Annotated in this window: 12 protein-coding genes and 1 tRNA gene; all 13 read right to left on the bottom strand. The window is 62.8% G+C overall.

What is annotated here, in order from left to right:
- Positions 1–594, bottom strand: a 594-nt coding sequence (locus QZH66_RS11475; RefSeq protein WP_305806074.1) for a translation initiation factor IF-2 associated domain-containing protein, incomplete at its 3' end; no start/stop codon positions are given.
- A 95-nt stretch (positions 595–689) separates the two neighbouring features.
- Positions 690–2,201: a transcription termination factor NusA gene (gene nusA, locus QZH66_RS11470; RefSeq protein WP_305806073.1), complete on the bottom strand. Its 1,512-nt coding sequence runs from the start codon at positions 2,199–2,201 to the stop codon at positions 690–692.
- A 4-nt stretch (positions 2,202–2,205) separates the two neighbouring features.
- Positions 2,206–2,796, bottom strand: a complete 591-nt coding sequence (rimP, locus tag QZH66_RS11465; protein ID WP_305806072.1) for a ribosome maturation factor RimP — start codon at positions 2,794–2,796, stop codon at positions 2,206–2,208.
- 209 nt (positions 2,797–3,005) lie between these two features.
- Positions 3,006–3,082, bottom strand: a tRNA-Met gene (locus tag QZH66_RS11460).
- A 220-nt stretch (positions 3,083–3,302) separates the two neighbouring features.
- Positions 3,303–4,763 (bottom strand): NADH-quinone oxidoreductase subunit NuoN, encoded by a 1,461-nt coding sequence (gene nuoN / locus QZH66_RS11455; RefSeq protein ID WP_305806071.1) that lies wholly within the window; start codon positions 4,761–4,763, stop codon positions 3,303–3,305.
- A gap of 36 nt (positions 4,764–4,799) precedes the next feature.
- Positions 4,800–6,308: an NADH-quinone oxidoreductase subunit M gene (locus QZH66_RS11450; RefSeq protein WP_305806070.1), complete on the bottom strand. Its 1,509-nt coding sequence runs from the start codon at positions 6,306–6,308 to the stop codon at positions 4,800–4,802.
- Positions 6,309–6,328: 20 nt separating this feature from the next.
- Positions 6,329–8,422, bottom strand: coding sequence for an NADH-quinone oxidoreductase subunit L (gene nuoL, locus QZH66_RS11445; RefSeq protein WP_305806069.1), 2,094 nt, complete (start codon positions 8,420–8,422; stop codon positions 6,329–6,331).
- 7 nt (positions 8,423–8,429) lie between these two features.
- A complete protein-coding gene (nuoK, locus tag QZH66_RS11440; RefSeq protein ID WP_305806068.1) occupies positions 8,430–8,735 on the bottom strand; it encodes an NADH-quinone oxidoreductase subunit NuoK in 306 nt (101 codons plus the stop codon).
- Positions 8,732–9,397, bottom strand: coding sequence for an NADH-quinone oxidoreductase subunit J (locus tag QZH66_RS11435; RefSeq protein WP_305806067.1), 666 nt, complete (start codon positions 9,395–9,397; stop codon positions 8,732–8,734). Before QZH66_RS11435 ends, nuoK begins: the two co-directional genes overlap by 4 nt.
- Positions 9,398–9,406: 9 nt before the next feature.
- Complete coding sequence (nuoI, locus tag QZH66_RS11430; RefSeq protein WP_305806066.1) at positions 9,407–9,895, bottom strand: NADH-quinone oxidoreductase subunit NuoI; 489 nt, start codon at positions 9,893–9,895, stop codon at positions 9,407–9,409.
- Positions 9,896–9,898: 3 nt separating this feature from the next.
- Positions 9,899–10,990 carry an NADH-quinone oxidoreductase subunit NuoH gene (gene nuoH / locus QZH66_RS11425; protein WP_305806065.1) on the bottom strand — a complete coding sequence of 364 codons (1,092 nt, stop codon included), beginning with the start codon at positions 10,988–10,990 and terminating at the stop codon, positions 9,899–9,901.
- The gene (gene nuoG, locus QZH66_RS11420; protein ID WP_305806064.1) at positions 10,987–13,236 is read right to left on the bottom strand and encodes an NADH-quinone oxidoreductase subunit NuoG; all 2,250 of its coding nucleotides are present in this window, start codon (positions 13,234–13,236) and stop codon (positions 10,987–10,989) included. Before nuoG ends, nuoH begins: the two co-directional genes overlap by 4 nt.
- Positions 13,233–14,573 (bottom strand): NADH-quinone oxidoreductase subunit NuoF, encoded by a 1,341-nt coding sequence (nuoF, locus tag QZH66_RS11415; RefSeq protein WP_305806063.1) that lies wholly within the window; start codon positions 14,571–14,573, stop codon positions 13,233–13,235. Before nuoF ends, nuoG begins: the two co-directional genes overlap by 4 nt.

Raw genomic sequence — 14,573 nt, 5'->3', positions numbered from 1 at the left:
GGCGGCAGCGGGCGCTGCCGGGCGCGCCGGCTTGGCCGCTGCGGCTGGCTTTTCTGCAACGGGAGCGGCATTTGCCGCCTCTTCCGCCGCCTTGCGCTCGGCCTCGGCACGCTCGCGCGCGGCATTTTCCTCGTCACGCTTGCGCGCGATCTCCTCGTCGCGCAGGCGATCCTTCTCGGCCAGATGGCGCTGCTCCTCGAGGTTGCGCTGACGCGATTCTTCGAGCTTGCGCAGGATATCGGCGCGCTCTTCGTCTTCGGTCATCTTGCCACCCGCCGGCTTGACGTAGGTGCGCTTCTGGCGCACCTCGACATTGACCGTGGTCTTGCTGCGGCCGGCACTGACGGTCACTTCCTGCAGCTTGCGCCGGTTCAAAGTGACTTTCTTGGCGGTTTCGTCGGCACTGTCGGCGGGCTGCTCGGGCTTGCCGTGTGAACGACGGAGGAAGCCCAGGAGCTTCACCTTCTCGGTACTGGTCACGACCTGGTCGGGACCGCTGAACTTCATGCCGGCTCCGGCAAGCTGTTCAAGCAGTTTCTCGACCGGCGTATTGACCAGTTCGGCAAGCTTGCGGATGGTGGTTTGCTGCGACATTCGGATCCTATGATCTTGTAGGCGCCCCCTCGACACAAGCGAAGGCAGCGCAGAGTCTAAGCCCTGAGCGGATCAGGGCGATGTTCATCGCTGGCTCATTCGCCGCGCTCCAGACGGGCGATTTCCTCGGCGCGGGCTGCCAGAACCAGCGCCGCGGCACGCTCGAGGTCCATGTCCTCGATGCCGAACTCCAGGATCTCGTCTGCCGCCAAATCCGACAGGTCCTCACTGGTGCGTACACCATGGCCGGCCAACGCATATGCGGTGGCTTCGTCCATGCCGTCCAACGCCAGCAGATCTGCCGCCGGCTCGCCGTCGGTGAGGCTCTCCTCGACCGCCAACGCCTCGTTGAGCAGCGCGTCGCGGGCGCGGGCACGCAGCTCTTCGACAATATCCTCGTCAAAGCCTTCCACCGCCAGCAGCTCGCCGACCGGCACGTAGGCGATTTCTTCGACGGTATTGAAACCCTCGGAGACGAGGATACCGGCAATTTCCTCATCCACTTCCAGCTTGTCCATGAACAGCTTGCGACCGATAGCCTGTTCAGCTTCCGACTTCGCGGTGACCTGGTCCTGCGTCATCACGTTCAGCTGCCAACCGGTCAGGCGGCTGGCCAGACGCACGTTCTGGCCGCCCTTGCCGATCGCCTGCGCCAGCCGCTCCTCGGCCACCGCCAGGTCCATCGAATGCTTTTCCTCATCGACGATGATCGATTGCACTTCGGCTGGCGCCATTGCGTTGATGACAAAATTGGCCGGGCTTTCGCTCCACAGCACGATGTCCACGCGCTCGCCGTTCAATTCGTTGGACACCGCCTGCACGCGCGAACCGCGCATACCGATACAGGCACCGATCGGATCGGTACGGGTGTCATGGGCCAGCACCGCGATCTTGGCGCGGTCGCCCGGATCGCGGGCACAGGCCTTGATTTCAACCAGGCCCTGGCCCACTTCCGGCACTTCGAGCTTGAACAGCTCGATCATGAATTCCGGCGCGGCGCGACTGATGAACAGCTGCGGACCGCGCGGCTCTGAACGCACTTCGGCCAGGTAGCCACGGACACGGTCACCGGCGCGCAACACGTCGCGCGGAATGCCCTTGTCCTTGGGAATGAACGCCTCGGCGTTGCCGCCCAGGTCGACATAGATATTGCCCCGCTCGGCACGCTTGACCACGCCGGTCACCAGCTCGCCGACCCGGTCCTTCCACGCATCGACCACCTGCTGGCGCTCGGCCTCGCGCACACGCTGCACAATGACCTGCTTGGCAGCCTGCGCGGCAATCCGGCCGAAGTCGGGGTTTTCAATCTGCTCTTCGATGTAGTCGCCGACCTGCACGTCATCGGCTTCGTCGACGGCGTCCATCAAGCGGATCTGGCGATCCGGCGACTCCATCACCACATCGTCGGCCACCACCTCCCAGCGACGGAAGGTCTCGTAGTTGCCGTCCTTGTGGTCGATGGAAACGCGGGCCAACACATCCTGATCGGGATAGCGCTTCTTGGCGGCCGAAGCCAGGGCGGCCTCGATCGCATCGAAGATCACTTCGCGCGGAACGCCTTTCTCATTGGCGACCGCATCCACTACCAGCAAAAGTTCCTTGCTCATTCATTCACTCCGCGCGCGGCTTGCCAGCCGCCGACTGGTTGGATGGTTTCTTTTTTGCCTGGCCCGCCTGCTTTGGGGCCGGCCCGGTAGGCTTGGTCGGAGCCAGGCCAAGTGCAGCCCAGTCCGGAACAATGCGCGCCTTGTCGATATTGTCGAACGCGGCGACGAACGGCTTGCCGTCGACGCTGAACGCCACCGTTGCCTGCTCGAGGTCGACCGCGGCGATCTCGCCCTGCAGGCGGCGACGGCCGTCCTGTGGAAGCTTCAGAACCACCTTGGCCGACTCGCCAAGATGACGCTGGAACTGCTCCAGCGTGAACAGCGGACGATCCACGCCAGGAGAAGAAACCTCCAGCGTGTAATTGCCGCTGATCGGGTCTTCAACATCCAGCTGCGCCGACACTTCACGACTCACCCGCTCGCAATCATCGACATTGATGATGCGTTCAGGCTGCTCGTCCAGCGGCACATCGATATAGAGGCGCAACGTCGCACCGCCGGGGGCCGGCAGATATTCCACGCCCAACAGATCGAGCCCCAACGCCTTCGCGGTGGGGCCCAGCAGATTCGCGATTTCGGTAGCTTTGTCGCTCACAGCCTGCCTTGATTCGATAGATGGAGACTGGGGCTACCCAGCCGAACTTTCCGTATTCCAGAAACAACAAAGGGCCCACTGGGCCCCTTGTCCGGTACAACTCCGGTAATACTGGATTCCGGTTGCAACAACGAGAACACCTCGTTCTTGCGAGCCCAACCTTCCGAATCTTCGCCGGACTTCCATTGAAGTCCGGCGCGACTCGAAGCTGGTAGCGGGGGCAGGATTTGAACCTGCGACCTTCGGGTTATGAGCCCGACGAGCTGCCAGACTGCTCCACCCCGCAGCAGAAGCGGAATTATGAAGGAACGATGCGGATATTGCAAGCACCTTTTCTTCTTTTTTTACTTGCCGCCGAGGTGGCAGGTAACGGAAGGCGAATCAACTGCCACCGGGTGAATCACCCCTTGCGGGCCGATTCGGACGTCTAGGGTTTCTGGCGAAACCGCTGCGTCGTCAACTCAGGAGAGGAATAATACATGATTCTTCTCCGTTTGTATCGAATATCAGGATATATGTGTGAATGCATTCTGGCACCAGGCCAGAATCGGATTCATCGCCAGCGGCGCAACCAGCAGCACCAGCGCATTCACGCCCAGCACCACCCCCAGCACACGGTCATTACGTCCCGGAATGGGCTCACCCACCGGCTCATCGAAATACATGACCTTGATCACGCGCAGATAATAGAAACAACCGATCACCGCGCAGATCACACCCAGCAGCGCCAGCCACACCATGCCGCCATCAATGGCCGCGCCCAGCACCAGCAACTTGCTCCAGAATCCCAGGAACGGCGGGATACCGGCAAGCGACGCCATGATGCACAGCACCAACCCGGCCATCCATGGATTGCGGGCATTGAGCCCCTTGAAATCCTCGATGTTCTCGGCTTCAAAACCCTTGCGCGACAGCGCGATGATCGCGCCGAACGCGGCAGTGGACATGATCGCGTAGGAGATGGCGTAGAACATCGCCGCGGCGTAGCCGCGCTCGCCCCCCCCGGCAATGCCGAGCAGCAGGAAGCCGATATGCGACACCGTGGAATACGCGAGCATGCGCTTCAGGTTGGCCTGGGCGATCGCCATCAGATTGCCGACGACCAGCGACAGCGCCGCCAGGCCGGCGATCAGCAGCTGCCACTGTCCCGACATCGGACCCACGCCGACTTCAAGCAACCGGTACGCCATGCCGAACGCGGCCAGCTTGGGAGCCGAGCTGATGAACAACGCGATCGGTGCCTGCGCGCCCTGATAGACATCAGGCAACCACATATGGAACGGCGCCGCCCCCAGCTTGAACGCCACGCCGGCAATCATGAACGTGGCGCCGGTCAACAACAGCAGGGTTTCGTCGGAATGGGCCACTGCGGCGTGGATCCCGGGCAGGCTGAGGGTGCCGGTGGCGCCATAGATGAGCGACATGCCGTACAACAACAGACCCGAGGCCAACGAACCGAGCACGATGTACTTCATGCCGGCCTCAGCCGCCAGTCCGTTGTCACGGTTGCTGGCCACCAGCGCATACGAACACAGCGCCAGCAGCTCCAACCCCAGGTAGGCCATCAGCAGACTGCCGGCCGACACCAGCAGCATCATGCCGGCAGTGGCGAACATGATCAGCACCGCGATCTCGCCCTGGTACTGGTTGCGCTGGCGCAGGTAGCTCCAGCCATAGACCAGGGTCAGGCCGCTGAGCAGCACGATCACCGTCTTCATCACGTCGGCGGCGTTGTCGCGGACGAACATCCCGTGGAAGACCTCCCCCTGCCCGCCTACCCCGGCAGCCAGCATGAAGAACACCACGGCCATCGCGGCGAGCGACAGCAGATGGGTCCAGATCTTGTTCTTGTCGCTGATGAACAGATCGAGGATCAACAGAGCGAAAGCACTGCCGATCAGCACCAGCTCGGGAGAGAGCGGCGACAGGTCAGCAGTGGTCAACGGCAACAGCGGCGAGGTGGTCATCATCAAATCCTGGAATCAATACTCTCGACGGCCCGATTACAGCAGCTTGCTTGATGCAATCTGCATCGCCAGCTTCGCGATCGAAGGCTCCATCAGGTCGGTCAACGGCTTGGGATACACACCCAAGGCCAGCACACCCACGGCGAACACACCCAGGACCAGCCATTCGCGGCCGTTGATGTCCTTCATTCCAGCCACGTGGGCATTGCCCACTTCACCGAAGAACAGGCGCTTGTACAGCCACAACGAATAGCCGGCGGCAGTGATCAACGTGGTGGCAGCGGCCAACGACACCAGCGGATGCCACTGGAACGACGCCAGAATGACCATGAATTCACCGACGAAACCGCTGGTGCCCGGCAGACCGGCGTTGGCCATGAAGAACAGCATGGCGAAGGCGGCGAACCACGGCATCACGTTGGCCACACCGCCGTAATCGGCGATGCGACGGGTATGCAGGCGGTCATACAGCACGCCGACGCAGCTGAACATCGCGCCGGACACAAAGCCGTGCGAGACCATCTGCACCATGGCGCCCTGCAAGCCCAGCCGCGCAGCGTCCGGATTGCCGGCATCACGCACCAGCCACAGGGCGATAAACGTACCCAGGGTGACGAAGCCCATGTGCGCGATCGACGAATAGGCGATCAGCTTCTTCATGTCGTCCTGCACCAGCGCCACCAGGCCGACATAGATGATCGCCACCAGCGACAGCGCGATCACCAGCCACGCCCATTCGCTGGACGCATCCGGCACGATCGGCAGATTGAAGCGCAGGAAACCGTAGCCGCCGATCTTCAACGCAATGGCGGCCAGGATCACCGAACCGGCGGTGGGCGCCTCCACGTGCGCATCCGGCAGCCAGGTATGGACCGGGAACATCGGCACCTTGACCGCGAAGGCGATCAGGAAGGCGAAGAAGATCCAGGTCTGCTCCCTGCCCGACAGCTGCAGCTGATACAGGTCGGCCAGCTGGAAGCTGCCCCCTTTGAGGTACAGATACACCAGCGCCACCAGCATCAGCACCGAGCCGAGGAAGGTGTACAGGAAGAACTTGAGCGCGGCGTAGATGCGGCGCGGGCCGCCCCAGACACCGATGATCAGGAACATCGGGATCAGCATCGCCTCAAAGAATACGTAGAACAGCAGCGCGTCGGTGGCGGTGAAAATACCGATGGTCACGCCTTCCAGGATCAGGAAGGCCGCCACGTACTGGTTCACCCGCTTGTCGATGACCCCCCAGGCGCCGACCAGGACCAGCACACCGATCAGCGTGGTCAGCAGCACCAGCGCGATGGCGATGCCATCCACGCCAAGGTTGTAGCCGATATCGAACGCGGGGATCCAGGCCCGTTGCTCGACAAACTGCAGGGCATCGATACCCGGGTCGTAGCCGCTGTACACCGCGAGACTGGCCACGAAGGTCAGCACCGCCACGAGCATCGACGCCCAGCGGGCGGTCTGTGCATCGCGTACAGCAAGGATCAAGGCTCCGCCGAGGATCGGCAGCCAGATGAGAACACTCAGTAAAGGCCAGTTCGACACGTCTTCTTATTCCGTACAGGTCAACGCCAGAAATGCATCAGCACGCCCAACAGGGCAATCAGGCCGATGATCATTGCAAAAGCGTAGTGATAGAGGAAACCGGATTGGGTACGACGCAACAGGTTGGCCGCCAGCTCGACCACCCGGGCCGAACCGTTGACCACCGCACCGTCGACCACATGCGTATCGAAGGCTCGCGAGGCTTTGCCGACCTGCACCGCGCCACCGGCCAGGCCATTGATCCAGAGCTTGTCGAAGCCGTACTTGTTTACAAGAATCCGGACCAGCGGCGCAAACGTCTTGCGCGCCTTGCCAGCCAGTTCCGGCTTCCACAGGTAGCAGATGACCGCGAGCACGAAACCGGCAATGGTCAGCCAGAATGCCGGCATCATCATGCCGTGCAGCGCGAACGCCACCGGACCGTGGAATTCCTTGCCCAGCGCGGCCACGGTGTCGCGGGCCGGATCATGGAACTCCACCGCCCCGGTGAAGAACGACATCGCCTGGCCCGGGATCGCCACTGCCGCGTGTGCGCCGGCCCAGTCGGTGCCGAACAACATCGGGCCGATGGTGAAGAAGCCGATGGCAACGGAGGGAATCGCCAGCAGGACCAGCGGCACCGTCACCACCCACGGGGTTTCATGCGGTTCGTGTGCGTGCCCATGATGGTCGTCATGGCCGTGGCCATGGCCCTCATGCGCATCGCGGAAGCGTTCCTTGCCATGGAACGTCAGGAACAGCAGACGGAAGCTGTAGAAGCTGGTGACGATCACCCCACCGAGCACCGCCCAGTAACCGTAGGTCGCAATCCAGCTCGAGGATTCGTGCGCATGATGCGCCGCGGCCTCGATGATGGTGTCCTTCGAATAGAAGCCGGAGAAGAACGGGGTACCGACCAGCGCCAGCGTACCGATCCACATGGTCACGAAGGTGAGCGGCATGTACTTGCGCAGGCCGCCCATCTTGCGCATGTCCTGTTCGTGGTGCATGGCGATGATCACCGAACCGGCCCCGAGGAACAGCAGCGCCTTGAAGAAGGCGTGGGTCATCAGGTGGAACACCGCGGCCGAATAGGCGGATACGCCCAGCGCCACGGTCATGTAGCCCAGCTGCGACAGCGTCGAGTAGGCGACCACCCGCTTGATGTCGTTCTGCACGATGCCGATCAGGCCGGTGAAGAATGCCGTGGTCGCGCCGATGAACAGCACGAAGTTGAGCGCGGTTTCGGACAGCTCGAACAGCGGCGACATGCGCGCCACCATGAAGATGCCGGCGGTGACCATGGTGGCGGCGTGGATCAGGGCCGAGATCGGGGTCGGACCTTCCATCGAGTCAGGCAACCATACATGCAGCGGCACCTGCGCCGACTTGCCCATCGCGCCGATGAACAGGCAGATGCAGATGATGGTCGCCACGCTCCACTCGTGCCCGGCGAACAGCTGCACCATCGCATGGCCGGTGACATCGCTGCCGAGCACCGCGGTGGCATTGGCGAACACCACCGAATAGTCGAGGCTGCCGAACCACAGCATGACCCCGGCAATACCCAGCAGGAAGCCGAAGTCGCCGACACGGTTGACCAGGAACGCCTTCATGTTGGCGAAGATCGCCGAAGGCCGCTTGAACCAGAAGCCGATCAGCAGATACGACACCAGACCCACCGCTTCCCAGCCGAAGAACAGCTGCAGGAAGTTGTTGCTCATCACCAGCGCGAGCATCGAGAAGGTGAACAGCGAGATGTAGCTGAAGAACCGCTGGTAGCCCGGGTCATCGGACATGTAGCCGATGCTGTAGATATGCACCAGCAGCGAGACGAACGTCACCACGACCATCATCATCGCGGTCAGCTTGTCGATCATGAAGCCGACGTGGGCCGCGTAGCCACCGACCTCGAACACCGTGTACAGGTTCTGGTTGAACGGGCTGGCGCCCTGCGCCACCAGCTGATACAGCACCCAGCACGACAGTGCGCAGCTCAGCGCCACACCCAGAATCGTCACGTACTGCGCGCCCTTGCGTCCCACCTGGCGACCGAACAGGCCTGCGATGATGCTGCCGAACAGCGGTGCCAGCACCACTGCAATCAACAGACTCTTGGAGAGAGTAATTTCCATCTACGAATCAGCCCTTCAGCGAATCGACTTCGCCGACATTGATAGTGCGGCGGGTACGGAACAGGGTCACCAGGATCGCAAGGCCAATGGCGGCTTCCGCCGCGGCCACGGTCAGGATGAAGAACACGAACAGCTGCCCGGCGGTATCCCCCAGCTCACGGGAGAAACCGATGAAATTGATGTTTACCGACAACAGCATCAATTCGACCGACATCAGCAACACGATGATGTTCTTGCGGTTGAGGAAAATGCCGGCAAGGCTGATGCAGAACATCACGGCGCCCAGTCCGAGCATATGGCCCAGGGAAATCATGGTTTGGCCTCCTCGTTGCCGTGCCCTTCGGTGCGGTTGAGCGCACTGTGCTTGACCGGCTTCTCGGCGGCCATCTTCACCATGCGCAGGCGGTCTCCGGCCTTGACCCGGGTCTGTTCAGCCGGATTCTGCGCCTTGGTGTCGGTACGCCGGCGCAGCGTCAGCATCACCGCGGCCACCACGGCCACGGTGAGGATCACCGCGGCGAATTCGAACGGCAGCAGGTATTCGGTGAACAGGCTGCGCGCCAGCCAGGTGACGTTGGACGTGTCGGCGGCGACCGCCGCGGCGTTGTCCGCCGGGAACGGCGTGACCGAACGCGCCTTGACCCCGATCAGGATCAGGATCTGCACCAGCATCAGCACCGCCACCACCAGCCCGATCGGCAGGTAGCGTACCCAGCCCTCGCGCAGGTTGTCCGGATCGATGTCCAGCATCATCACCACGAACAGGAACAGGACCATCACCGCGCCGACATACACCAGCACCAGCGTGACCCCGAGGAACTCGGCACCAACCAGCAGCCACACACAGGCCACCGAGAAGAACGTCAGGATCAGACACAACACGGCATACACCGGATTGCGCACGCTGATCACCGAGGCCGCCGAAATGCCGGCCACGATCGCGAAGAACCAGAAAGCGATATTTACCCAATCCATCTCGCGACCTCAGCGGAAAGCGGCGTCAGCGGCACGGCGTTCGGCGATCTCGGCTTCAAGCCGATCCCCGATGGCCAGCAGCTGCGGCTTAGTGACGATGTTTTCCCCACGGTTCTCGAAGTGGTACTCGAGGATGTGGGTCTCGACGATAGAGTCCACCGGGCAGCTTTCCTCACAGAAGCCGCAATAGATGCACTTGAACAGGTCGATATCGTAGCGGGTGGTGCGCCGGGTGCCGTCCTCGCGCTTGGCCGAGTCGATGGTGATGGCCAGTGCCGGGCACACCGCCTCGCACAGTTTGCAGGCGATGCAGCGTTCTTCCCCGTTGGGATAGCGGCGCAGCGCATGCAAGCCGCGGAAACGCGGTGACTGCGGAAACTTCTCCATCGGGTACATGACCGTGTACTTCGGCTTGAACGTGTATTTCAGCGTCAGCCAGAGACCGGCGAGCAGCTCGAGCAGCAGCAGGCTCTTGAAATAGTGGGTGACCTTATTCATGAATCAAATGCCTCTCTGGATCACGCCGTAGAACACCATCAATGCGGTTACCGCAATCCACAGGATGGTCAGCGGGATGAACACCTTCCAACCCAGGCGCATGATCTGGTCATAGCGGAAACGCGGGAACGTGGCGCGGAACCAGATGTAGGAGCTGGCGAAGAACACCGCCTTGAGCAGCAGCCACGGCCAGCCACCCATCCAGAGCCAGTTGATCCACGGCGACACATCGGCCGTGACCCAACCCTGGATCGGGCTCAACCAGCCACCGAGGAAGAAGATCGAGATCAGGAAACTGATCAGCAGCATGTTGGCGTATTCGGCCAGGAAGAACAGCGCGAACGCACCGCCGGAATATTCGACCATGTGGCCGGCGACGATTTCCGATTCGCATTCCACCACGTCGAACGGGGCACGGTTGGTTTCGGCTACGCCCGAGATCCAGTACACGACGAACAACGGCAACAACGGCAGCAGGAACCAGTCGAAAAACCCGGAGTTGCCCTGCTGGGCCAGCACGATCTGGGTCAGGTTCAGACTGCCGGCAGCCACCATCACGCCGACCATCGCAAAACCCATCGCGATTTCGTAGCTGACCACCTGGGCGGCCGAACGCATCGCGCCGAGGAAGGCGTACTTCGAGTTGGATGCCCAACCGGCCAGGATCACGCCGTACACACCGAGCGAGGTCATGGCCAACAGGTACAGCAGGCCGACGTTGGCGTTGGACAGCACGATCTTGAAGTCGAACGGTACCACCGACCAGGCCGCGAACGACGGCGCGAGCACGATCAATGGCGCCAGCACGTACATCGCCTTGTGCGAGCTGGACGGGCTGATGATCTCCTTGAACAGCAGTTTGAAGACATCGGCGAAGGCCTGGAAGATGCCCATGCCGACATACATCGGCCCGTGGCGCACATGCATCCAGCCGATCAGCTTGCGTTCCCAGACCACATAGAAGGCGACCGAGATGATCACCGGCACCGCGATGACCAGGATCTTCAACACGATCCAGATCAGCGCACCGATATCACCCAGCGCCAGCAACCACTGGTGCAGCGGATCGACCGCATTCAACAGCAACTCGTTCATGCAGCCACCACCGTTACCCGAGCGGCGCCCAGCGGTGCGGTTGCACCGTGGCCCGATTCAATCCACACCGTGCCTGTGGCGACACGCGCGTCGACCACGACCGGCAAGGTCGCCTTGCCGGCATCGGTGCCGACCTTGGCCATCTGTCCTTCGACCAGCTGCAGGCGTGCGGCGTCGGCGGCGCCGATGACAATGCGCGGGGCATTGTTCAACGGATGCGACTGCAACGCCTGGGCACGGCGCACCACCGCATCGGTGCGGTAGATCGCCGCGGTCGAGGCGACTTCCAGCCCCTCGCCCGCCACCGGCGTCACCGCGGAGGCCGCAACGTTGACGGTGACCGGTGCCAGGCTGGAGCGCAGGCCGGCCAGATCGGTGAACTCGAAACCGGCCAGGCCCATTTCCCCACCCAGCGCGCGCAGCACCCGCCAGCCTTCGCGGGCGTCGCCCGGCAGCTTGCCACCGGCACGCGCCAGCTGCTCGCAGCCGTCCAGATTGGTCAGGGTCGCATCGATTTCCGGCAACGCGCCGATCGGCAGGATGACGTCGGCAACGTCGCGGGTCGAGACGCAGGCGAACTGGCTGAACGCCACTACCTGGGCCCCGGCCAACGCCTTGCGTGCAGCGGCGGCGTCGGCAAAATCCAGACCCGGCTCGATCCCGTACAGGGCATAGGCCTTGCGCGGCTGCGCCAGCATTGCATTGACATCCTTGCCGGCCGGCAGCACACCGGCACGGGCCAGGCCCACGGCGTTGGCGCCTTGCGGAATGCGGCACAGCCTGGCGCCGGTGACGGCGGCAAACTCGCGCGCAGCGGCACGGATCGCAGCGGCCTGCGGATGATTTTCGGCAATCGCACCAACGATCAGCACCGCGTTGCCGGCGGCCTTGACCGCCTCGCGCAGCTCGGTATTGCCGAGGGCGTCGACAAACTTCGACGGCGCGACAATCTGCTTGCCGGCCAGCTTGAACGCGAAATCGAAATCGACCGGATTGATCGCGTGGATGCTGGCGTTGCCTGTGGTCTGCGCCTTGCGCAGGCGGGCATGCAGCAGCGGCAGCTCATGGCGGATGTTGCTGCCGAGCACGACGATGCTGTCGGCGCCTTCGATCCCGGCCAGCGGCAGGCCAAAGACTTCGGCGGTGGCAGCGTCGGAGAAATCGCGGTTGTTGATGCGGTGATCGATGTTGGTCGATCCCAGGCCTGCGGCGAGACGGGCCAGCAACGCGCCCTCCTCGTTCGAGGTCGACGGATGCACCAGCACGCCCAGGTCGTCGCCACGGTTGCCATCGAAAATTTCGCGGGCCGCGGCCAGACCTTCGGCCCAGCTCACTTCCTTCCATTCGCCGTTGACCTTGCGCAGCGGCTTGAGCGCACGGTCGTCGCTGTACAGGCCCTGGTGCGAATAACGGTCCCGATCGGACAGCCAGCATTCGTTGACGCGCTCGTTGTCGCGCGGCACCACGCGCAGCACTTCGCCGCGGCGCACGTGCAGGAACACGTTGGAACCCATCGCGTCGTGGTAGCCGAGCGATTCACGCGCGGTCAGCTCCCACGGGCGGGCACGGAACTGGAACACCTTGTTGGTCAGTGCGCCGACCGGGCACACATCGATGACGTTGCCGGACAGTTCGGTCGTCAGCGGCTTGCCGTCGTAGGTGCCGATCTGCAGGCTCTCGCCGCGATACATGCCACCCAGCTCGTAGGTACCGGCAATATCGGCGGTGAAACGCACGCAACGGGTGCACTGGATGCAGCGGGTCATCTCGGTGGCGACCAGCGGCCCCATGTCCTCGTCGGCAACCACGCGCTTGCGCTCGTTGAAGCGACTGACCGAACGGCCGTAACCCAGCGACACGTCCTGCAACTCGCATTCGCCGCCCTGATCGCAGATCGGGCAGTCCAGCGGATGGTTGATCAGCAGGAACTCCATGACGCTGCGCTGGTACTTGAGCGCTTTTTCACTGCGGGTGAGGACCTTCATGCCGTCCATCACCGGAGTCGCACAGGCCGGCGATGGCTTCGGGGATTTCTCCACGTCGACCAGACACATGCGGCAGTTGGCGGCGATCGGCAGCTTCTCGTGGTAGCAGAAGCGCGGGATCGGGATGCCGGCCTTGTCGGCCGCCTGGATGATCATCGCGCCCTTCGGGGCGAACATCGACTTGCCGTCGATCTCGATGGTCACATGCCCTTCGGGCACGATCGCCGGAGTCACGTTGGAATCTAACGGTTGCGCGCTCATGCCAGAGCAGCCTCCACCTTCTTGCCGTCAACCATCGAATGACCGTTGACGATGTAGTACTCGAATTCGTCCCAGAACTGGCGCAGGAACCCCTGGATGGGCCATGCCGCCGCTTCACCGAACGCGCAGATGGTGTGGCCTTCAATCTGGCCGGCCACCGCCTTCAACTGGTGCAGGTCTTCCATCGTGGCCTTGCCGGCGACGATGCGCTCCAGTACCCGGTGCATCCAACCGGTGCCTTCACGGCACGGGGTGCACTGGCCACAGGATTCCTTGTGGAAGAACTGCGAGACGCGGCAGGCGAACTTGACGCAGCACACGCTGTCATCCAGCACCACGATGGCGCCCGACCCCAGACCGGAACCCAGTGCACGGATGGTGTCGTAATCCATCGGCAGGCCCTGCAGCTCGGCCGCGGTAAGCACCGGCATGGAGACGCCACCGGGAATCGCACCCTTGAGCTTGCGGCCCGGCTTCAAGCCACCGGCAAGCGCCAGCAGTTCGTCGAACGTCGTGCCCAGCGGCACTTCGAAGTTGCCACCGCGCTGCACGCAGCCGGAGACGGAAAAACACTTCGGGCCGCCATTCTTGGTCTTGCTCAGCCCCAGGAACCACTCGGGGCCGTTGCGGATGATCGCCGGCACCGACGCATAGGTCTCGGTGTTGTTGATCGTCGTCGGCTTGCCGTAGAGGCCGAAATTGGCCGGGAACGGCGGCTTGTAGCGCGGCTGGCCCTTCTTGCCTTCCAGCGATTCCATCAGCGCGGTTTCTTCGCCACAGATGTAGGCGCCGGCGCCGAGCGCACCGTAGATATCGATATCCACGCCGCTGCCCAGCACATTCTTGCCCAGCCAGCCATTGGCGTAGGCGTCGGCCAGCGCCTGCTCGAAACGCTCGAACGGCTCGTGGTGGAACTCGCCGCGCAGGTAGTTGTAGGCCACCGTGCTGCCGGTGGCGTAGCAGGCGATCGCCATGCCCTCCACCACCGAATGCGGGTTGTAACGCAGGATGTCACGGTCCTTGCAGGTCCCCGGCTCGGACTCGTCCGAGTTGCACAGGATGTACTTCTGCATCGTCCCCTTGGGCATGAACGACCACTTCAGACCGGTCGGAAAGCCCGCACCGCCACGGCCACGCAGGTTGGACTGCTTGACCATCTCGATCACCTGCTCGGGCGAGATCTTCTCTTCGATGATCTTGCGCAGCGCAGCGTAACCACCGGTCTTGAGGTAGCTCTCGTACGACCACGGAGTGTCGTAATGCAACGTGGTGTAGACCACCTGGTGCGGCAGCGGTGCAGGACCGACCGGACCACGGGCTTCGTGATGATGTGCCAT

The sequence above is a fragment of the Stenotrophomonas sp. YIM B06876 genome (assembly GCF_030711595.1).
Classification (GTDB): Bacteria; Pseudomonadota; Gammaproteobacteria; order Xanthomonadales; family Xanthomonadaceae; genus Stenotrophomonas.
Note: the sequence above shows the minus strand (reverse complement) of the source record. Positions and strands in the feature narration are given on the sequence as shown.

Coding starts and splice junctions, on each gene's coding strand:
- nusA (WP_305806073.1), bottom strand. CDS start 2,201: ATGAGCAAGGAACTTTTGCTGGTAGTGGATGCGGTCGCCAATGAGAAA.
- nuoN (WP_305806071.1), bottom strand. CDS start 4,763: ATGACCACCTCGCCGCTGTTGCCGTTGACCACTGCTGACCTGTCGCCG.
- nuoL (WP_305806069.1), bottom strand. CDS start 8,422: ATGGAAATTACTCTCTCCAAGAGTCTGTTGATTGCAGTGGTGCTGGCA.
- nuoK (WP_305806068.1), bottom strand. CDS start 8,735: ATGATTTCCCTGGGCCATATGCTCGGACTGGGCGCCGTGATGTTCTGC.
- QZH66_RS11435 (WP_305806067.1), bottom strand. CDS start 9,397: ATGGATTGGGTAAATATCGCTTTCTGGTTCTTCGCGATCGTGGCCGGC.
- nuoI (WP_305806066.1), bottom strand. CDS start 9,895: ATGAATAAGGTCACCCACTATTTCAAGAGCCTGCTGCTGCTCGAGCTG.
- nuoH (WP_305806065.1), bottom strand. CDS start 10,990: ATGAACGAGTTGCTGTTGAATGCGGTCGATCCGCTGCACCAGTGGTTG.
- nuoG (WP_305806064.1), bottom strand. CDS start 13,236: ATGAGCGCGCAACCGTTAGATTCCAACGTGACTCCGGCGATCGTGCCC.
- nuoF (WP_305806063.1), bottom strand. CDS start 14,573: ATGGCACATCATCACGAAGCCCGTGGTCCGGTCGGTCCTGCACCGCTG.